The 19,914-nt window shown below is 33.1% G+C and carries 23 protein-coding genes and 1 other RNA gene; 7 read left to right on the top strand and 17 right to left on the bottom strand.

Translation table 11 applies throughout. The features are described 5' to 3' along the window. Position 1 precedes the first annotated feature (1 nt). Positions 2–691: a response regulator transcription factor gene (locus IRZ99_RS20790; protein WP_194659293.1), complete on the top strand. Its 690-nt coding sequence runs from the start codon at positions 2–4 to the stop codon at positions 689–691. A gap of 35 nt (positions 692–726) precedes the next feature. On the opposite strand, the gene IRZ99_RS20785 is transcribed toward IRZ99_RS20790, so the two are convergent. Further along, entirely contained in the window at positions 727–1,275 is a 549-nt protein-coding gene (locus tag IRZ99_RS20785; protein WP_194659292.1) for a hypothetical protein, read from the bottom strand. Positions 1,276–1,461: 186 nt separating this feature from the next. On the opposite strand from IRZ99_RS20785, the gene IRZ99_RS20780 reads away from it, so the two are divergent. Beyond that, complete coding sequence (locus IRZ99_RS20780; RefSeq protein ID WP_194659291.1) at positions 1,462–1,656, top strand: hypothetical protein; 195 nt, start codon at positions 1,462–1,464, stop codon at positions 1,654–1,656. Position 1,657: 1 nt separating this feature from the next. On the opposite strand, the gene IRZ99_RS20775 is transcribed toward IRZ99_RS20780, so the two are convergent. The 3 genes from IRZ99_RS20775 to rnpB all read right to left on the bottom strand — a co-directional run bounded on the left by IRZ99_RS20775 (position 1,658) and on the right by rnpB (position 4,272). Then, positions 1,658–2,572, bottom strand: coding sequence for a ketopantoate reductase family protein (locus tag IRZ99_RS20775; protein ID WP_194659290.1), 915 nt, complete (start codon positions 2,570–2,572; stop codon positions 1,658–1,660). A 99-nt stretch (positions 2,573–2,671) separates the two neighbouring features. Then, on the bottom strand, positions 2,672–3,922 hold the full coding sequence (locus IRZ99_RS20770; protein WP_194659289.1) for a cation:dicarboxylate symporter family transporter: 1,251 nt from the start codon (positions 3,920–3,922) through the stop codon (positions 2,672–2,674). A 30-nt stretch (positions 3,923–3,952) separates the two neighbouring features. Next, positions 3,953–4,272, bottom strand: an RNA gene (gene rnpB, locus IRZ99_RS20765) — RNase P RNA component class A. A gap of 123 nt (positions 4,273–4,395) precedes the next feature. Between rnpB and IRZ99_RS20760 the strand changes: the two genes are divergently transcribed. Then, complete coding sequence (locus tag IRZ99_RS20760; protein WP_194659288.1) at positions 4,396–4,689, top strand: hypothetical protein; 294 nt, start codon at positions 4,396–4,398, stop codon at positions 4,687–4,689. A gap of 333 nt (positions 4,690–5,022) precedes the next feature. Here the strand turns inward: IRZ99_RS20760 and IRZ99_RS20755 are convergent, their stop codons facing one another. The 7 genes from IRZ99_RS20755 to IRZ99_RS20725 form a co-directional block, all read right to left on the bottom strand. Further along, the gene (locus IRZ99_RS20755) at positions 5,023–5,394 is read right to left on the bottom strand and encodes a LysM peptidoglycan-binding domain-containing protein (RefSeq protein WP_194659287.1); all 372 of its coding nucleotides are present in this window, start codon (positions 5,392–5,394) and stop codon (positions 5,023–5,025) included. A gap of 7 nt (positions 5,395–5,401) precedes the next feature. Next, the gene (locus IRZ99_RS20750; protein ID WP_194659286.1) at positions 5,402–5,884 is read right to left on the bottom strand and encodes a BON domain-containing protein; all 483 of its coding nucleotides are present in this window, start codon (positions 5,882–5,884) and stop codon (positions 5,402–5,404) included. A gap of 155 nt (positions 5,885–6,039) precedes the next feature. After that, the gene (locus IRZ99_RS20745; RefSeq protein WP_194659285.1) at positions 6,040–6,525 is read right to left on the bottom strand and encodes a cupin domain-containing protein; all 486 of its coding nucleotides are present in this window, start codon (positions 6,523–6,525) and stop codon (positions 6,040–6,042) included. A gap of 148 nt (positions 6,526–6,673) precedes the next feature. Next, positions 6,674–7,171, bottom strand: a complete 498-nt coding sequence (locus IRZ99_RS20740; protein WP_194659284.1) for a hypothetical protein — start codon at positions 7,169–7,171, stop codon at positions 6,674–6,676. 46 nt (positions 7,172–7,217) lie between these two features. After that, entirely contained in the window at positions 7,218–7,721 is a 504-nt protein-coding gene (locus IRZ99_RS20735) for a LemA family protein (RefSeq protein ID WP_194659283.1), read from the bottom strand. A gap of 5 nt (positions 7,722–7,726) precedes the next feature. Beyond that, the gene (locus IRZ99_RS20730; RefSeq protein WP_194659282.1) at positions 7,727–8,521 is read right to left on the bottom strand and encodes a peptidase; all 795 of its coding nucleotides are present in this window, start codon (positions 8,519–8,521) and stop codon (positions 7,727–7,729) included. A gap of 19 nt (positions 8,522–8,540) precedes the next feature. Further along, a complete protein-coding gene (locus IRZ99_RS20725) occupies positions 8,541–9,245 on the bottom strand; it encodes a hypothetical protein (protein WP_194659281.1) in 705 nt (234 codons plus the stop codon). 260 nt (positions 9,246–9,505) lie between these two features. On the opposite strand from IRZ99_RS20725, the gene dnaX reads away from it, so the two are divergent. Next, the gene (gene dnaX, locus IRZ99_RS20720) at positions 9,506–10,591 is read left to right on the top strand and encodes a DNA polymerase III subunit gamma/tau (protein WP_194659280.1); all 1,086 of its coding nucleotides are present in this window, start codon (positions 9,506–9,508) and stop codon (positions 10,589–10,591) included. 254 nt (positions 10,592–10,845) lie between these two features. Beyond that, positions 10,846–11,262 carry a DNA polymerase III subunit gamma/tau gene (locus IRZ99_RS20715; RefSeq protein ID WP_228519139.1) on the top strand — a complete coding sequence of 139 codons (417 nt, stop codon included), beginning with the start codon at positions 10,846–10,848 and terminating at the stop codon, positions 11,260–11,262. A gap of 18 nt (positions 11,263–11,280) precedes the next feature. Here the strand turns inward: IRZ99_RS20715 and IRZ99_RS20710 are convergent, their stop codons facing one another. The 6 genes from IRZ99_RS20710 to IRZ99_RS20685 form a co-directional block, all read right to left on the bottom strand. Then, positions 11,281–11,859 (bottom strand): NAD(P)H-dependent oxidoreductase, encoded by a 579-nt coding sequence (locus tag IRZ99_RS20710; protein ID WP_194659279.1) that lies wholly within the window; start codon positions 11,857–11,859, stop codon positions 11,281–11,283. A gap of 56 nt (positions 11,860–11,915) precedes the next feature. Further along, on the bottom strand, positions 11,916–12,476 hold the full coding sequence (locus tag IRZ99_RS20705; RefSeq protein WP_194659278.1) for a Crp/Fnr family transcriptional regulator: 561 nt from the start codon (positions 12,474–12,476) through the stop codon (positions 11,916–11,918). 10 nt (positions 12,477–12,486) lie between these two features. Next, a complete protein-coding gene (locus IRZ99_RS20700) occupies positions 12,487–13,062 on the bottom strand; it encodes a TMEM175 family protein (protein ID WP_194659277.1) in 576 nt (191 codons plus the stop codon). 110 nt (positions 13,063–13,172) lie between these two features. Further along, entirely contained in the window at positions 13,173–14,063 is an 891-nt protein-coding gene (locus IRZ99_RS20695) for a Ppx/GppA phosphatase family protein (protein WP_072976074.1), read from the bottom strand. A gap of 32 nt (positions 14,064–14,095) precedes the next feature. Continuing rightward, positions 14,096–16,177, bottom strand: a complete 2,082-nt coding sequence (gene ppk1, locus IRZ99_RS20690; RefSeq protein WP_194659276.1) for a polyphosphate kinase 1 — start codon at positions 16,175–16,177, stop codon at positions 14,096–14,098. Between the two features lie 5 nt (positions 16,178–16,182). Beyond that, positions 16,183–16,668 (bottom strand): histidine phosphatase family protein, encoded by a 486-nt coding sequence (locus IRZ99_RS20685; RefSeq protein WP_072976070.1) that lies wholly within the window; start codon positions 16,666–16,668, stop codon positions 16,183–16,185. Positions 16,669–17,165: 497 nt separating this feature from the next. Here IRZ99_RS20685 and IRZ99_RS20680 point away from each other — a divergent pair, with 497 nt between their 5' ends. After that, on the top strand, positions 17,166–17,714 hold the full coding sequence (locus IRZ99_RS20680) for a hypothetical protein (RefSeq protein WP_194659275.1): 549 nt from the start codon (positions 17,166–17,168) through the stop codon (positions 17,712–17,714). 38 nt (positions 17,715–17,752) lie between these two features. After that, the coding region (locus tag IRZ99_RS20675; RefSeq protein ID WP_194659274.1) for a VWA domain-containing protein at positions 17,753–19,914 on the top strand (2,162 nt) is incomplete at its 3' end.

Raw genomic sequence — 19,914 nt, 5'->3', positions numbered from 1 at the left:
TTTGAAAAGACTACTTTTAGCTGAAGACGATTTTGATTTTGCTGCCATTTTAAAACAATATTTAGAACTGCATCAATTCGAAGTAATCTGGGCAGAAAATGGAGAAATAGCTTTAGACTATTTTAAAAACCAGACTTTTGATATTTGCATTTTTGATGTAATGATGCCTAAAATGGACGGATTTTCATTGGCCGAAAAAATCATTACAATCAATCCTGAAATTCCATTTATTTTTCTGACCGCAAGAAAATTAAAAGAAGACAAAATTATTGGCTTAAAACTAGGTGCAGACGACTATATCATAAAACCTTTTGAAGTTGACGAACTGATTTTGCGTCTCCAGAATATTCTAAAGAGAATCGAACAAAAGAGAACTCTGGAAGGAAATAATATAATCGAAATTGGCTCTTATGTTTTTGATAATGAAAGATTAACCCTCAACAATAAAAATCACGTTCAGCAGCTCACAGAAATGGAAGCTTCTCTCATCGAGTATTTATATCTAAACCATAACCAGTTATTAAAGCGAGATCAAATTTTAATGTCTGTCTGGAAAAAAGATGATTATTTTTCAGGACGAAGTATGGATGTTTTTATAAGCAGACTAAGAAAATATTTTAATTCAGATCCTAAAATCAAGATTGAAAGTGTTCGTAATATTGGATTGGAATTTAAAATAGAAAAGCCCTGATAAATCAAGGCTTTTTAATATTTTATTTATAAAAATTAATTTCCGATTACCCAGCCTATACTAAAGTTGGCAACAGGCACTAATTCAGTATCATATTTATCAAAATTTGCTCCCAGCCCAAGATTTAAATCAAGATTAAATTTCCCTTTATAAGTACGTTGAATTCCCCAAACTGGAGCGATTGTAAATGAGGGACAGTACTCGTTAAACCACTTATTCGTAGAAATAGACTGAAAGTCGTAACTAGTTTGTAATGCAAGAAAATTACCGGAGTTGTTAGCTGTTCTTTTTCCTTTAGCTGCTCTTTTTTCTAGATTATAATAATGACGGAATTGCTCATTAATTCTTGGTACAAAATACCATGTGGATTCTCCGTAAAAATCATTATATCTATAGCCAATCGCCATACTTAACTCAGAATAAAGTGTGTTTTTAGCTGAGAAACCATGCTCATAAACAAAACCTGGCGATAATAAAGGATTGATTTTAAACTGATTTTTTGCAACACTTATTACATCATCTTGAGCGACAGCAGCATTAAAAAAAAGAACGGATAAAAATAAGAACAAGTATTTCTTTTTCATTTTGGTTTTGAATTAGTTGGGGCAAAAATAGTATTTAAACAATATAAGGCATCAAAAACAAAAACAATTCTTACAGAAAATTTATAACAAATTGTACCGCAAATCATGTAAGCTTCCTAAGTAATTGTATAACAACTAAAAAGATTTTAGAAGGTACATTTGGTATGAATCTTAAAAACATAAATCATGAACCTTAAAAGACTTTTTGGAGCAGTGCTTACCATTCTGGGAATCGTAGGCCTTATTTACACTGCAGTAATTTTTGCGGATACTACAGGAGGAACACGAGATATTAAATCGCTTATTATTTACGGAATACTTGGAATTGTCTTCTTTACCTCCGGAATTAGTTTAGTGAGAACTACAAAAGACGAATCATAGATCATAATAGTGCGTTTGTAATCTTTTCATAAAGAGGAGTTGCAACACCATATTTTAAACCTTCGTTGACTACAAATTGTGTTAACGAAGGTACTTCTGTATTTCGATTTGCAAGTAAATCTCTATGCATAGATGAAGTTGCTTCTTTAGGCGATTTTTCAAGCTTAATAATAGTTTGATTTACAATATCATCTGGCAATTTCAATCCTTTTGCTTTTGCAATCGCTTCAATTTCGTGAAGCAATTCCACATAAACCTTCATAGATTTCTTTTTCTTTTGAATTTCGCCAATATTCTGATTCAGATAAGAAGTGGCTGAAGCCAATGCTGAAATAAAAATAAACTTCTCCCAGACCGTTTCTTCAATATTTTCAACCAGATAACTTTCGATTTTAGCTTTTTGAAGGATATTTTGCAGTTCTTCTAACTTAGCAATTGAAGTTGTTTTTGAACCAAAAAAGAGTTTTTCATAAAACCCTAATCGGCGAATTGTTCCCGGCGAAGCAATCATCGAAACTATATAAACACAGCCTTGCAAAATATCATTTTCAGGAAATATTTTTTTGATACGTTCTAGAGCATCAACACCATTGTATAAAGGAAGAATTACAGTTTTTGAAGCAATACATTTTTGCAGCGAAAGTAAACTTTCCTCAATATCATACGTTTTAGTAGCACAAATTAAATAGTCTAAAACACCTATTCCATCAGGATTATTTGAAACCAATTTTGGATAGGCAACAAGTTCAGAATCATCATTAATAATTTTCAATCCGTTCTCTGCGATTGCTTCTTTTGTTGCTCCTCTCGCAATAAAAACAACCTCAACCTCAGTTGAGTTATAATAGGCTTTTGCCAAAAGTCCACCGAAATATCCTCCTACTCCACCAAGTCCTAAAATTCCAATTCTTTTCATAGTATAATAATAAAATGCCACAAAGGCGCTAAGTCACAAAGCTACAATCAAACAAAAGCAAAAACTTAGTGTCTTTGTGTCTTTGCGGCAAAAAAAACATTATTCCTCTACAACAGGCTCCAAATTCAGCTCCGTAAAATCGTGCTCTGTTTTCGAAATTATAATCGTTGCGACTGTATTTCCAATTAAGTTTGTAATCGCTCTGGCTTCACTCATAAATTTATCAACGCCCAATAAAAAAGCCAAACCTTCGACCGGAATTTTATGAATTGCTGTTAATGTTGAGGCTAAAACAATAAATCCGCTTCCGGTTACGCCCGCCGCTCCTTTTGAAGTAATCATTAAAATCCCAATTACGCTCAGAATCTCGGCAAAACTCAAATGCACGTCATACAACTGCGCAAGAAATATAACCGACATCGACAAATAAATCGAAGTTCCATCCAAATTAAAAGAATAACCTGTCGGAATTACCAAACCTACTACCGATTTACTGCAGCCCATTTGTTCCAGTTTCACCATAATACTTGGCAAAGCGGCTTCAGAAGAAGAGGTTCCGAGAACTAACAAAAGTTCTTCTTTAATGTATTTTAAAATGGATAAAATTTTGATTTTGTAATATTTCAGAAGAGTTCCTAAAACCAGAAACACAAATAAAGCCATCGTCAGATAAACGCAAAGCATCAATTTTCCAAGAGGAATTAAAGTTTGCAATCCAAATTTACCAATTGTATAAGCCATTCCTCCAAACGCACCAATAGGAGCCAGATACATCACATATTTTAATCCGAGGAAAATCACTTTTGAAAAACGTTCTAAAACCAGAATCGTCTGTTCTCTTTTTTGATAAAAATTCAAGGCTATTCCACAAACAATCGCCGCTAATAAAACCTGCAACGTAAAATTAGAAAGGAAAAACTGCAGCCACGAAAAATTCTCCGCAGCATGATTCGTGTACTTGCTCGCATCCTGCAGAGCCAAACCTGATTTATCTATTTTTCCGGGTTGAAAAAAATAAGCCACTCCAACCCCAATTGCCAATGAAATAGTCGAAACCACTTCAAAATAAAACAAAGCTTTCACTCCAATTCGGCCCACCTTTTTCAGGTTTCCCATTCCGGAAATTCCCAAAACAATCGTCAGAAATATAATCGGACCAATAAATAGTTTGATAATATCGACAAATGTTTTTCCGACAACTTCCATTTTTACACCATTCTCAGGCGAAAAATGTCCGAGCAAAACACCGGCAATAATGGCGATTAAAACCCAAAAAGTAAGATTGGTAATTATAGAATGAAAAGTGCTTTTCTTAATTTTCGGAGAAGAATTTGGAGTAGTGATATTCATGAATGAGATTTAGCGCTTTCACAAATATATAAAAAATGCAGACCTATAAGCCGGATTCTGTCCCCGATAAATCAGGGCCTTATCATTTATCTAGATCCAGCATTACTACTGGACTCAAGCTACCTACCCTTCAACAACGGACGAGAAGCCCTTAAATGCTGATTTACTTGGTATTTCACCGCATAGAGTTTACCTGGTTTCACTACAGCATTACCTGTACATACTTTCTGTTGCACTTGTCCTTGTCCCGATAAATCGGGACCGACGGGTGTTACCCGCTATGCTTCTCTGTGGTGTCCGGACTTTCCTCCCTCCCGATAAATCGGGACGACGATAAGGCGGTCTGCGGTGCAAAAGTAGCGATTTATCAACGAAGAATCAGCCATTTAAATTTCCGATTTTTATAAATTTTTCATAACAATTTAATTTTAAATTGGTTACCTTTAAAATCCTTAATTTTTAAATCAATTATCATGACAAGAATGTATCACTACGCAACTGTTTCAAAAGCTTTAGATCAACTTCATGAAAAAGGATTTACATGTGATTTTAATTTAAAATCGGACATGATTAAAAAAAATCCTGAAAAATTTGAAATTGTACATGTGTATCGATACGAAGGGGATTCAGATCCAGGCGATGAGGCAGTTGTATACGGAATTAAATCGAATTCGGGCAAAAAGGGCGTTTATGTAGCAGGTTTCTCCGCCGATTCCGATCAGGAAACCGCAAAATTTTTATTTGATCTGAGTATAAAGGGAAGGTGATTTTTCAGGAGCTAATCCTGCTGTCCTTCCAAATCTTTTGTGTCCGCCGCGGCGGACACAAAAGGATTTTCCCTCCCATCAGGGCTAGGGCACTCAGTTTCATAAGATGTTTTATGTTTTCAAACCAATTAACCACAATCTAAGTCATTGCGAGGAACGAAGCAACCACACTAATAATTGATTACGCAAATGAGGTTACTTCGTTCCTCGCAATGACATAAAATGAAATAAAAAAAATCCGTGTAAATCTGCCAAAATCCGTGTCATCGGCGTGCAATAAAACAAAAAAGTCCATCATAAAATGACAGACTTTCAAAACAACGCGTAACTAAATTACGAAGTTGGTATCTTCAATTTCCAACCCGGCTGAATCAGGTCCGGATTTTTAATAATATCTTTATTTAATTCGAAAATATCCTGCCACGAAACGTCATGATCCTTTCCTATTTTTGATAATGAATCCCCACTTTTTACAATATATTCAGTAGTTACTCCTTCCACCACTTCGATATTCATCACCACATCTGCTGATCTGTAATCCGGATCTAATGTTCCGTAACTATCCCAAAGCTTCTCTTTATCCGCTGCAGATTTTGCTGTACCATCAATATACAATACATTATCCTGTTCTCTAACTTGTAAATTTGCTACCCCCAAAGTAGAAGCCAAATCTGTTAACTCTTTGTATTTCTCTTGTAAACTCATAACATCATTATTTAATAGTTAATTTGTTTTCTACTTTTTTAGGTTTCAATTCCTGCACACTTTGAATTAAAGGTGCTAATTGGCTTCTTTTAATTTCCCCTGTAAGTGTTACAACACCATTAGCAACACTAGCACTAACACCACTGTAAGCTTTAACGACCTCATTAACAGAAGTTGTCAAAACAGTGTCTGGATTAATTTCAACCGGAGCAGGCTCGGCCACTACAGGTTCCTGAGCCATAATCTCGCAATTATTAACCACCGATTTAACGCCTTTTACTCCTTTTACAATACTTTCTGCATTTTGTTTAACACTATCATCCTGGCAAGTACCCGAAATAGTAGCAACACCTTTTACAACCGTAACATCTACTCCCGCTAAGCCACTGATTTTTGCGTCTATCTCTTTTTCAATATCGGCGTCTTTAGGACCACAGGCAACCAACAGAAAAGCAAAGCTCATTCCTAATAAAATTGATTTAATTTTCATAATGATATTTTTTTAGTTTAGTAACTCCTAAAGTTAAAAAATTAAAAATCAACATTTTACAAAATTATGTTATCAAATTTATATTTTTCCCAGTTTTTTGTTACCTACTCTCAGCAACAGTTTTTAGTGCATGGAACTAACAATAAAATTGAAAGCTAGTCTAAATAATCAGGGGGGAACATTTGCTGCCCGTATTTTTCGAAGAGGAAATTTAATTTTTCCTTTGTTTGGCTTTCTGTGTTTGAAGAAACTCTTTCAAGATACTCCGCTATTTCTCCAAATAAATCATCCAATCCGGCAGGTGCTACCGTACATAAAAGCTTTGCCGGTTCGTTAGAAAGATTTTTAAAACCGTGTACAATTCCGCCTTTTGGGATATTTACAAAAGAACCTTTTTTGGCAACATAACTTCCCAATTCTGATTTAAAAGAAACTTCGCCTTCTAAAACAAAAAAGGTTTCTGTAAAATCAGCATGCGAATGCGGATTGGGTCCCGCACCTGGAGGAACAGACATTTCGATTACAGCATATTCTCCATTAGTTTGTTTTCCCGAGATTATGACTCGGTAATTGCCTCCGGCTATTTTTAGTTTTTGACCTTCGAATTCGTTGACGGTTATGATTGGGTTTTGAGTTTTCATTTTTAACTGTTTTTAGTTCTAGCGATTCAATTTTTCGATTTACTCAAAATTAAAACTAAATACATTCAAAAAATAGAATATAATTAATCCAATAAAAACTAGAAAAATTCCAAAAACAATTGCTCCGGTAATAATTATTTTTTTCATTTTAATTACCCAATACTTCATTATTTACAGGCTGTAAAATCCAAATCAATTCTTCTAAAGCAGAAGCAGGCATTTTTACCACTGATTCCATTTCCGATTCATCAAAAAAAATAATCAGAACACCTTCATTGTCTTCTTCATAGCCCACTGCTTTAAATGAATAATTAGGATTCGTAATTGCAAATTCTTTCTTTGCATCTTTAAACCATCCATAATTGGCTTCATAAATGATTTTATTTTCTAATATTTCGATCGTTTCTTCCCCATATGTATTCCATAAGGAAAGTCGCAGAAGGTAAAATCCCATTAATGAAAACAAGCCTATTCCAATAAAATAACCAAAATGCAATCCGCCTCCCGTTAATACTCCAACCGTCGTTCCAGCAATTGGAAATACACAAAAAGCAAAAGCCAGGAAGAACATTACAATTCTGACTGCAAAGGGAGATTTTTTAACTTTTAATTTTAAAATATTATTACTGAAATTATATTGATGCATTTTTGTGATAATTAATTTTAGAATCAATTCTATGAAAGGAAAAACATCAAAATTTAATTGAAGCCGCTCGATCTTCACTATGGATTTCGAATATTAGTTCTTTTCTATTTTGTTTTATGCACACTTCATTATACTTTTTGATGGCTACCAAAATCTGATTTTCCACAGCGGTTAATTGATCATATAATGAAAGTATTGATTCCTCCGTTTTGAGTTTAATATCAAATTCCAAATTAACTAAAGTCCTTACCAAATGGGTATTCAATAAATCATTTGCTTGTTTTACTTTACCAACTATATCCTTATTCAATACTTTATTCTCACATGTTTTACTAAATTCCTTGGCGTAAAAAGTAGTTTGTTCCAATTCCTTTTTATCTATTTTTTTTGATTTCTGAAGTTTCGATGTGAATTCAATAACCAACTCTGTTTTATGTTTAAATTGATCTTTTAGCACTGCCCACTTTTGATTAATTTCTGATTCATTCTGAGCAAAAAGATTTAAACTTTGCAAAAGACAAAATAACGTTATGATAATTATGCTTTTCATATTAATTAACTTCCTAGTTTTCCATAACGTTGTTGTTCAGAAAAATACAGAATTATTTTCTTTCCGTTTTTTTCATAAGGATAAAACAATTCATAATAACCATTATAAGAACTATATCGTAATTCATCATTCCCTTTTTCAAAAACACTTTTCAGATAATCTCTTTCTTCTTTAGTAGTTTGATAAATATATCGTTTTTTCTGCGGGTGAATAGTGTCTTTCAAACTCCCTTCATAATAATCACTAAAGCCTAAATAAACCTGAGAACCTTTAACCGAATCTTTTACAATCACAGTAACATTAGGGAAATTTTTATCCGTTTTGGACAAAATATCCAAAATATCAGCAGTCTCTTTTATATAACTTTCAGAAAAATTATAGTTTACCAATTTATCGCTATTCGCTTTATTAAGCGCAATAATTGATTCAGCCGATTTAATCAATCGTTCTTCTTTCCTTGCAGAGGTTAAATAATCACCGCCAAATAAAATTATAGCGATCAAGGGAAAAATTAAAATCAAAGTCAAAAATCTCAATCTATTTGATTTATTAGTTACTGCATCAAGATTATGTCTTTCGGCAATTCGGGTCAAATTAAACATTAAATTGATTATCAAAGAACCGACCATCAAAGCAAGAATTCCTAAAATACTTAGATAAAATGTTTCGGTCATATTCTCTTTAAACACTTTTAAGCCAAAAACCTGAATCATTATAAAAGTAAAAACCCAATAGACTAATAACAGAATTGATGTAATTCCGATGATATTACTTAATTTAACTATTTGTTTAGCATTCATAAAATTCTATGTTATTTAATTATTTAAAATCGTTTTCACTCACTTTTTCATTATAAAAAAGCTCTTCTATTTTTGCCGTTTGAGAATCCTTATCAGCTCCAAATCGCATTGTGGTGAAATATGTTAGTTTGCCAAATTTTTTAAAATCTCCATAAACAACAGTCGAAAACGATTCTTTCTCACCATTAACCGTTTCTGATTTAATTAAAAAGGAAGTTTTATCATCAAAATACAGAAACTCAACTTTTTTATTGATGCAAGTTGCTTTAATCTTATGACATGTTGAAGATTCAAAATCTTCAGTTCCTAAGTATTCTAATTTGTATAATGATGGATCTAAATAATCCAGTTCATTGAAGATGTTTTTCTTGAATAGTTTGTCTTTAAAATTCTCCTGGTCTGCAAGTGTTTTTTCACCTCCACTTAAATTATAACCAGTTTTTCCATCATACCAAGATTTAAAAACAACTCTGTTTCCATAAACTATTTCAAAACTTCCAATATTAGGTTTCATTTCCTTTACAACCCAATTTGCCGTGCGGCCTTCCATTTGAGTTACAGAATTAGTATAAAGTGTATTAATGCTTTTTATAAAATCCTTTCCTCCCATTGCGTCAAGCTCTTTGTTAATTATTGCAACAGCTTTTTCATCTTGTTTTTGTGCATTTATAGAAATCGAAAAAAACAGTAATAGCAGACCGAAGTGAAATTTTGAAAAATTCATTTTAATTAGAAATTGAAGGTTAGTATTTATAGAAATAATCAATTTGTTTGGGATTAAAAATAGTACATTTTTTATTACAAAATAGTTACCAAACAATATTTCACTAGAAATAATTAAAGCAAAAAACTTCAATTTAAAAACGCAACATTCTCTAAAAAAACAGATTACTTTTTAATGTTTAAAACACATGAAATCTTTCAATTTTTAAATTTTCAAATCATTAAATTATACCCTATATTTGCTATCGAATAAAAAAGAATATGGAACAATTTGTAGTATCGGCTCGTAAATATCGCCCACAAACCTTTAAGGATGTTGTAGGTCAGAAAGCCATTACCAACACTTTGCTAAATGCTATTGACAGCAACCATCTTGCTTCTGCCCTTTTGTTCACTGGACCGCGTGGTGTTGGAAAAACAACCTGTGCACGTATTTTGGCCCGTAAAATAAATCAGCCAGGATATGATGATCCAAATGAAGATTTTGCCTTTAACGTTTTTGAGTTAGATGCGGCTTCAAATAACTCGGTTGATGATATACGTAACCTTATTGATCAGGTTCGAATCCCGCCACAAACCGGGCAATACAAAGTCTATATTATTGACGAGGTTCATATGTTGTCTTCGGCAGCTTTTAATGCTTTTTTGAAAACATTAGAAGAACCGCCAAAACATGCTATTTTCATTTTAGCAACAACAGAGAAACACAAGATTATTCCAACGATTTTATCTCGTTGCCAGATATTTGATTTCAAAAGAATTACGGTAAAAGATGCTAAAGAACATTTGGCTGAAGTTGCAACAAGTCAGGGGATCAATTTTGAAGACGATGCTTTGCACATTATCGCCCAAAAAGCAGATGGTGCAATGCGTGACGCTTTATCTATTTTTGACCGTGTAGTTTCCTATTGCGGAACTAATTTAACACGCCAAGCCGTAACCGAAAACCTAAACGTTTTAGATTACGAAACTTACATCAGCATTACCGATTTACTTTTAGAAAATAAAATTCCGGATCTTTTATTAGCTTACAATGATATTCTGGCAAAAGGTTTTGATGGGCATCATTTTATTGCGGGTCTGGCTTCGCACTTTAGAGATTTATTAGTAAGCAAAACGCCTGCAACTTTGAGTTTACTTGAAGTTGGTGAACAAGCACAACAAATGTATGGTGTTCAGGCTCAAAAATGCTCTCAGGACTTTTTATTAAAGGGAATTGACGTTGCCAATGATTGCGATCTAAAGTACAAACTAAGTCAAAACCAACGTCTTTTGGTCGAATTATGTTTGATGCAATTAGCCTCTATCAACTTTGATGGAGAAAAAAAAAAGTTGAGCAATTCATAATTCCGCCTACTTATTTTAAAAATGGTGGGTATTCTATAGTTGAAGTTAAAAGTCAAAAGCCGAAAGTCGAAGGTCAAACTGAAACTTCAAATAATTCTTCTGAAGCTTTAAATCAACAAAAAGAAGAAATAGTTTCAACTCCAAAAGCTAAAAATCCAGTTTCTCCTACTGTTGAAAACCAAACATCTTCAACTGAAAACCAACCGAAAAAAGTTTCTGCTTTTTCTCTCGCGAGTATTCGTGCAAAAAAGGAAATGGAAGAAAGTAACAAATCTTATGTAAAACCTACTTCCGTTTTACCTACGGAAGAATTTACAGAAACAGAAATGTTAGTACAGTGGAATAAATACGCACAACGTCTTGGTGAAAAAGGTTTCAAAATCATGGAATCGTTATTATTGATTAACGATCCAAAATTAAACGGCACTTCAATTACACTTGAATTGCCAAACGAAGGTTCTAAACTAGATTTTGAAAGTCAGCTAAATGGACTTTTAGGACATTTGAGAGGACATTTGCACAATCACGATATTACTATTGAGATTATTGTAAATGAGGCAATCGAAACCAAAAGAAGTTTCAATGATCAGGATCGTTATAACCGATTATTGGAAATCAACCCAAACATTGAACTTTTACGTACAACCTTTGGATTAGATTTGCATACTTAGTTTTTGTTCTTAATACTGCTATTTATTTCTTAGCCCGAAATCATAAACTTTATCTAGCCATTTTTTTCTTTGAGCTTCATTGGATCCTTTAATAATCCCAATATAACTTACTTTTACAGGTTTTATACCGCAGAATTCCAGAGTTGATTTCTTTAATTGATTAACGCTTGGTCTTGCATAAAATAATCTGTAATACCAGCCTGGCTGATCTAAGGTTGTTATAATATGAGCAGTTTTTCCTTTTAGCAATTTATCCCACCAAACTGAGTTTTCACGATACTGAAAAGCCATTCCGGGTAAAAATAAACGATCAATAAATCCTTTTGTAATTGCCGGAAGTCCGCCCCACCAAACAGGATGAATCCATACTAAATGATCTGCTCGCTGGATTTTTTCCCACGCTTCCAATAAATCAGGCTCTAATTCAGTTCGTTTTTGATAACCAAATCTCAAATTTGGACTAAAATTTAAACTAGCAATTGTAATTTTTTCTACTTGTGCACCAGAAGTTATAGCACCTTTTTGGTAAGAATCCGCGATAGCAAAATTGAAACTTTCCGAATTTGGATGTCCATTTATAATCAGTATTTTTTTCATATATACATTTTTTACAAAAATACTATTAGTATGAAAAATGATACTGGACAAATGTCCTATAAAATAGCTTTTCGGATTCTGCTTAAATGCCTTGGTGTAACACCTAAATAAGAAGCAAGATATTGAAGCGGAATTAACTGAATATATTTTTGATGGTTTTTATACAACTCTTCATAACGCTGTTTTCCTGATAATTTCTGAAAAGAAATCATTCTTTTCTGAAGCGTCACATATTCCATTTCAGTTAATTTTCTACCGATTTCCTGCCAATGAGTTCCGGTTTTATAAAGCTTTTCTAAACTTTCATAAGTGATAATCTGTAATTCTGTATCGGCCAAAGCCTGGATATTTTCCTGAGCTAATTCCCGGGTTATAAAACTGGAAAATGAAGCCATAAATTCGTTTTCGAAAGCAAAACAATTCGTGATTTCATCTCCTTGATGATTAAAGAAATAAGAACGTAAAATTCCTTTTTTTATAAAAACGATTTCATTACAGACCTGATTTTCGGTCAATAAAAGTTCTCCTTTTTTAAGCTTTCTAAAGGTAATTAAATCATCTAATTGATCTAATTCAACTTGAGGTAAAATATGAATCGATTGAAAAACAGATTTCATTTAAAAAAAATTACTTCGTAAAAACTCTTTCGATTCTTTTATCCGGAATAAGCCATGACATTGCTACAATAAAATAGGCTGCACCGGAAATCCACTCGTTATAAAAAGATGCCACAATTCCAACAGTATATAAAACTGCAGAAGCTTTTCCTTTAAAATCTTTTGCTAATGCTTTTGCTAATGCTGAATCTTTTCCTTCCACATCTAAAACGGTCTTTTGAAGAATCACATAAGCAATTGCACAAAGCAATAAGATACCTCCATAAAATGCCATTGCTGCTTTTGCAAAATTATGCTCGCCCATCCAACCGGTAGCAACAGGAATTAATGATAACCAGAACAACAAATGCAAATTAGCCCAAAGTATTTTTCCGTTTACCTTAGATAAACCATGAAGTAAATAATGGTGATTGTTCCAGTAAATTCCAACATAGATAAAACTCAGAATATAACTTAGAAACTTTGGAATGAGCGGCTTTAAATCGGCAAATTCATGTCCGTGTGGCACTTTAATTTCTAAAATCATTATGGTTATAATGATTGCTAAAACACCATCACTAAAAGCTTCGAGTCTGGTTTTATTCATTTTTAAGATATTACTGTTGTATTTTTTTTGCCACTCCCGATAGCTATCGGATAAAAGATTTTCACAGATTCTTTACCCTTTTGAATCTGCAAAATCTTTAGCTGTTTTTATTAAATTTTACCGTAGTACATCGCTTTTACGATACCGTCTGAAAGTCCGATTTTTGGAACGTAAATTTGGCGTGCTCCACTCCACTTCATTGCGTTAAGATAAATTCTTGTTGCATGGATAATTACGTCGGCACGGTCAGAGTTTAGCCCTAATTCGGCGATTCTTTGTTCGTATGTTAGCGAATTCAAGAAAGCATATTGTGAATTGATGTAAATATATGAAAGCGGTTTTTCCTGCTGTTTTCCCGACATTTTAAACAACTTATTGATATTTCCGCCAGAACCAATCAATGTTACTTCTTCGTAATCTGCCGTATTGGTTTTAATCCATTTTTCGATTTCATCCCAAACCACATCACAAACCATATCATTTAACAAACGAACTGTTCCCGCTTTGAAAGATCTTGAATTAATCATTTTTCCGTCAGAGAATAAGGTAAATTCGGTACTTCCACCGCCAACATCTACAAACAAATAAGTTTCGTCCGTTTTTAATAAATGATGCAAATCTGTAGAAGCAATAATAGCTGCCTCTTTTTTACCATCAATAATTTCAATTTTTATGTCGGCTTTTTTCTTAATCAAAGCGACAACTTCTTTGGCATTATAAGCTTCACGCATTGCCGAAGTAGCAAACGCCATATAACGTTCTACTTTATGTACTTTCATCAAAAGGTTAAATGCTTTCATGGCATCAACCATTCTATCTATATTTTCTTCTGAAATTTCACCTACAGTAAAGGCATCTTGTCCCAAACGAATTGGTACACGAACAAGGGAACTTTTATTAAATTGTGGTTCTTTGCCTTCTTGTTCTACAACATTCGATATCAGTAACCTCATGGCATTTGATCCGATATCTATTGCTGCAAACTTCTTTATATTAATCATGCTCACTTATGATTTGAAATTGATTTTGGTTTTTAATTAATTTTTTGCGGAACGGCTTCTAACATCGCAATTTTATTTTGGTAATATTTATAGGTTTCAAGCTGAGCTCTAAATGGGGCATGATGATTTCTAGGCTTGTATTTATTATCTAATTTATAGGAATGATATCTCACTTTAACATTCCCTTTCCATGCAATATTAAAATTATCAATTAATTCTTTTTTAATTTCCAGATCATAAATAGGGCACGTAACCTCTACTCTTCCGTCAAGATTTCTGGTCATAAAATCGGCAGATGAAATATATACTTCGGTTAAGCCAGCATTTCCAAAAATATAAACTCTTGAGTGTTCCAGATAATTATCTACAATACTTATGGCTTCAATGTTTTCGCTCATTCCCGGAATTCCCGGAATCAACGAGCAAATTCCTCTTACCTGTAACTGAATTTTCACTCCGGCATTACTGGCTTCGTATAATTTATCGATCATTTTAAAATCAGACAAACTATTCATTTTAAGCTTAATATGTGTTTTTCTACCCGCCAAAGCGTGTAAAATTTCACGATCAATTAATTTGATAAATTTGGTTCTGGTATAATGTGGTGATACAATTAAATGTTTGTATCGGTGTACTCTATAGTTAATATCAAAGAATTCAAATATTTTCGAAATGTCTTTTAGAATTCCCTGATGACAAGTGAAAAGAGTAACATCAGTATAAATTTTAGCTGTTGATTCGTTGAAATTTCCAGTTGAAATAAATCCGTAACGACGTGTTTTTCCTTCTTCAACTCTTTCAATTACACAAATTTTACTGTGTACTTTTAGTCCTTTAATTCCAAAAATAAGATCAATTCCTTCTGTCTGCATTTGTTCAGCATACGAGATATTCGTTGCTTCATCAAAACGAGCCTGAAGTTCAATTTGAACCGTTACTTTTTTACCATTTTTTGCTGCATTAATCAAAGAACTGATAATCTGCGAATTCTTTGCTAAACGATATAAGGTAATTTTTATACTGGTTACTTTAGGATCTAAGGCAGCCTCACGCAAAAATTTCGTCAAATAAGAAAACGACTGATACGGTGCATGCAATAAATAATCCTTTTTGTTTATTTTTTCGAGAATGCTTCCCCCCAAACTCAATCCCGGAATTGGTAATGGTTCATTTGGTTTATAAAGCAAATCATATCTTCCTAAATTTGGAAAACTCATATAATCACGACGGTTATGATATCTTCCGCCAGGAATTATACTGTCTGTTTCTACAATTTTCATTTTATCCAAAAAGAAACGAAGCGTATCTTCTTCGATTAAATTATCATAAATAAAACGTACCGGTTCGCCAATTCTTCTATCTTTTACTGAAGTCGCAATTTTTTCGAGCATACTTTTACTCAAATCACTGTCAATATCCAACTGGGCATCACGCGTAATTTTAATCATATGCGCAGAAACACTTTTATAATCGAAAATATTAAAAATATTTTTTAGGTTGTACCTAATTACATCATCAATTAAGATTACATATTTTTTTTCATCATTTGATGGCAAGACTACAAATCTGTTAATTGTTTTAGGAATTTCTATTACGGCATAACGAATTTCGTCGTTTGTATTCATCTCCAGACGAACAGCCAAATATCCTAAAGTATCTTTAAGAACAGGAAATTCTGCCAGATCATTCAAAATAATGGTAACTAATTCCGGACTTAATCTTTGGGTAAAAAAGTCTTTTAAAAATCGTTCCTGATCCTGCGTAATTTGATCTTCGTTAATAATGAAAATATTTTCAGCTTCAAGTTCTGCTTCAATATTACCTAAAATACGAAGACTTTCAGATTGCTGCTGAATAACGATTTCTGTAATATCTTTTACTAATTGATGGGCAGAAACGCCTCCTAAATACTTTTCGCCAGAAATTCCTGAAAGGCTCAGTCTACGGATTGCAGCATAACGAACTCTAAAAAACTCATCTAAATTGTTCGAAAAAATTCCAACAAAACGCAACCTGTCTAAAAGTGGAACCGTATTATCTGCTGCTTCCTGAAGCACTCTTGCATTAAACGCTAACCAACTTTTTTCTCTATCGATATATTTCTGTTCGTACACTTTATTTATTTTAAATCTTTGGGGAAAATTGTTTTATGGGTTTTGCCTTTATTGATGTTATCCCAGCTTTCACTATCGAATTGTAATGATACAAAACCTGAAGTTGGAACGTTTTCGATAAAAACATCCCCAAATTTATTAACAAAATTTGTAATAGCCTCGTTATGTCCAAAAAGAATAACGCTTTCGAAACTATTATCACATGATTTAATAACCTTTTCGAGCTGTCTTTCATCAAAAGTATAAAGATCGTCTTTATAAACGATACTCTCGATAGGATAAGAAATATTCTGGGCAAAAATTAAAGCAGTTTCTGAGGCACGCGCTGCAGTACTACTCCATATAATATATGTTTTTGGAAGAAATTTTGAAATATTGGCCGATACATCATGCGCATCTAAAATCCCTCTTTTCATTAAAGGTCTGTCAAAGTCTTTTAAAGGTGCTTCCCAACTTGATTTAGCATGACGTATTAAGATTAAATTTTTCATAGGCTGAAGTATTTAGAAACATCAAAAAAAGAAGTTCTGATTTATTGAAGTTCTAATTTACAAAAGAAATTTTAATAGTTCTCACTTTTTTATTTCAGTTAACATTTCATCCAAAATTTTAACAAGAAGAACGAGGATGCCGAAATAAAGAAAATTAAAAAATAAAAATGTCCGATTTTCAAAAAAAGTGTACTTCATCTATTAAACCGTTCACTTAGTCGATATATTTAAATCAATAAATTTCATTTTAATTATCTGATTATCAATAATTTACAATAAATAGAAAAATATTTTTTAAGTAAAAAATTAAAAAAAAGTCATTTTTAAATTTGTTAGAAATGGCATAAAAAAATGCTTTTTTGATCATTATTTAACAAAAAAATACCTTTCAACGAGTTTTTAGGTTAGTTACAGACAAAAAAAATCAAAATAAAACAGTCTATATAACTTTGATTATGTTAAAATTCAACAATTACCAAAAAACAAAAACCGAAATTATGAGAACTAAAACTACTCTAATAAAAGCTGTAAAATTTGTCAACAATTGTAAGTTTATTTTTTCGTTCAGAAAAAATATCTTCCAAAAAAACATTTTTACGATACTGTTCTGTCTGATTACAACAATTTCATTTGCACAATCAGAGTCATGTAATTCAACTTTGATTGCGGAAAATAATAGAAATATTAGAAGTACACCTTTGGATGGAACTTATTATTCGATGATCTTAACGAATAACGGAGTCTCAACTGATACTTATGTCTTAGAAATTTCAAATGTAAATAGCAGTTGTGCCAATACTGATGGAAGTTCAACATCTGGTAATATTTCAATTAAAGCTGATTTTATTGATCCTGAAAAAAACAAAATCAGTGAAATTACGATCAATCCTGGGCAATCCTACAATTTTTACATTCATGTAACTGTTCCGAGCGGTACAAATATTAATAAATGGTCATGTGATCAGGTTACTGCTAAATCTAAAAACTGTTCTAATCAGTCAGATACAGTTCTACACACTCTTGTCATCAACCCAGTTAATGACTAAACCTTATTCCATCTGTTAGTACTTAAAATAATTTCAAAATGAAAAAAACATTACTCAATTTCAGCAATTATTTTCAAGATGCAAAAAAATTATGCTTTATTGCATTCTTTCTATTTTCATCATCTTTTGTTCTAGGTCAAACTATTACAACTACAAAAACAATTACTGCTAATGCAACTAATTGTGGAGTTTTGGACGTAAAATTAGATATAACCGGGGCAAATCCCACAACTAGAAATTCAGATGTAATTTTGTCAATTGATGTTTCCGGAAGTATGGGAAATACAATCTCAGGCGACTTAAAAACATCTATGGATTATGCTAAAGATGCGGCAACAGCTTTTGTAGATCAAGCTAAAGTAAACCCTCTAAATCGTATTGCAATTGTTGCATACAGTTCTACTGCCAGTTTAAAAATTGGACTTACTTACTTAGATGCTGCAGGGGTTACGGCTATAAAAACCCAAATTAATCTTTTGCAAGCAACTAATTCCACAAATATTTATGCAGGAATCGTAAGAGCAGAAACTGAATTAGAAACAAATGGCCGTTTTGATTGTAGTACTGGAAGAAGTATAATTATATTGACAGATGGAGTAACAAACAAAACCGGGACTAATGGAAATACCGATTGTAATGTAAGCAAAACATCACAATGTGTTACTGACGCTATTAGTGCTGCGACAAATGCAAAAACAACAACGAAATCCAGCGTTGTTTATAATAATCAGGTTTTTGCAGTAGGTCTTGTTGGAGGTATTTCTGGAAATATAAATACGGAAGGAAGTGATAGAAATGTTGCAAAATATACGTTAGATCAAATACAAGGAAGTGCCGCCTCCATTACAACCACAGGTTCTAATTTGACAGCAATTTACAACCAGATCGCGACACAATTATCATGGGTAGCACAATCTTTGGTTGAAAAAGAAACTGTAATAGCAGGTTTTACAATAGGTTCCATAACTACTACAAAAGGAACAATAACAACGGCTGGGCAGGTAATTACGTGGAATACTGATTTTTTAAATAGCGAAACCATAACATTAAACTATCAACTTACTCCTACTGGAAGTGCTTGTGGTAATCAAACTGTTAGTTCTTCGACTTTTAATTATAAAAATACAGCTTGCGCCAATGACTCAAAAACAATAACCTCTCCAAGCTATTTTGTTCCTTGTTTACCAACTATAACCGGCACATTAACAGCTTGCGGCTCGACCACATTAATAGCAAATACAAATGCCACTTCACCGACTTACGTATGGTACAAAGATAATACTGTAATTTCCGGAGAGACAAATTCAACATTAGTTGTAACTTCAAGTGGGGCTTATAAAGTAAAAGTTAAAAATGGCTCGACAAATTGTGAGCTAACATCAGCCGCATCTACCGTTACAATTAGTCCGGCTGCAGCACTTGTTGCCCCACAAAATGCAATTATTTCAGGATGTAATACTGCCGCAATAACTGGATTAGCATATAAAACTACAGATACTACAATAACTTTAGCACAATTGAACACTGCGGGAGGTTCAATCTCCAACAGTGCAAATATTGGAAGTTATACATTATCCTATATTGATACAGCAACAGGTACATGCCCAATAGTAGTTACACGAACTTTTAAAGTTGTAACAAGTTGTGGTACTATAACGAAATCACAGACAATTACTATTCAGGACAATACAGCTCCAACATGGACAACTGCTGCAAACGCCTTAAATGTTATGTTGCAATGTAGCGATACTGCAGGTTTGACAACAGCTCTAAACCAGTCGCCAGTGGCTACTGATAATTGCGGCGGAACGGTAACTTATACCAAAACAAGCGGTGCATTTGCAGTTTCTACATCTTGTGCCAATGCTGGAACATACACCAATACCTGGATTGCAAAAGATGTTTGCACCAACACTTCAGCAATCTTTACTCAGGTAATAACCATTCAGGACAATACAGCTCCAACATGGACAACTGCTGCAAACGCCTTAAATGTTACGTTGCAATGTAGCGATACTGCAGGTTTGACAACAGCTCTAAACCAGTCGCCAGTGGCTACTGATAATTGCGGCGGAACAGTAACTTATACCAAAACAAGCGGTGCATTTGCAGTTTCTACATCTTGTGCCAATGCTGGAACATACACCAATACATGGACAGTAACAGACGCTTGCGGAAACAACTCGCAAACTTTTACTCA

Origin of the sequence: Flavobacterium sp. LC2016-12, from assembly GCF_015351595.1 — a bacterium.
Lineage (GTDB): Bacteria > Bacteroidota > Bacteroidia > Flavobacteriales > Flavobacteriaceae > Flavobacterium.
The sequence above is the reverse complement of the archived record's forward strand: the minus strand, read 5'-3'. Positions and strand labels throughout refer to the sequence as shown.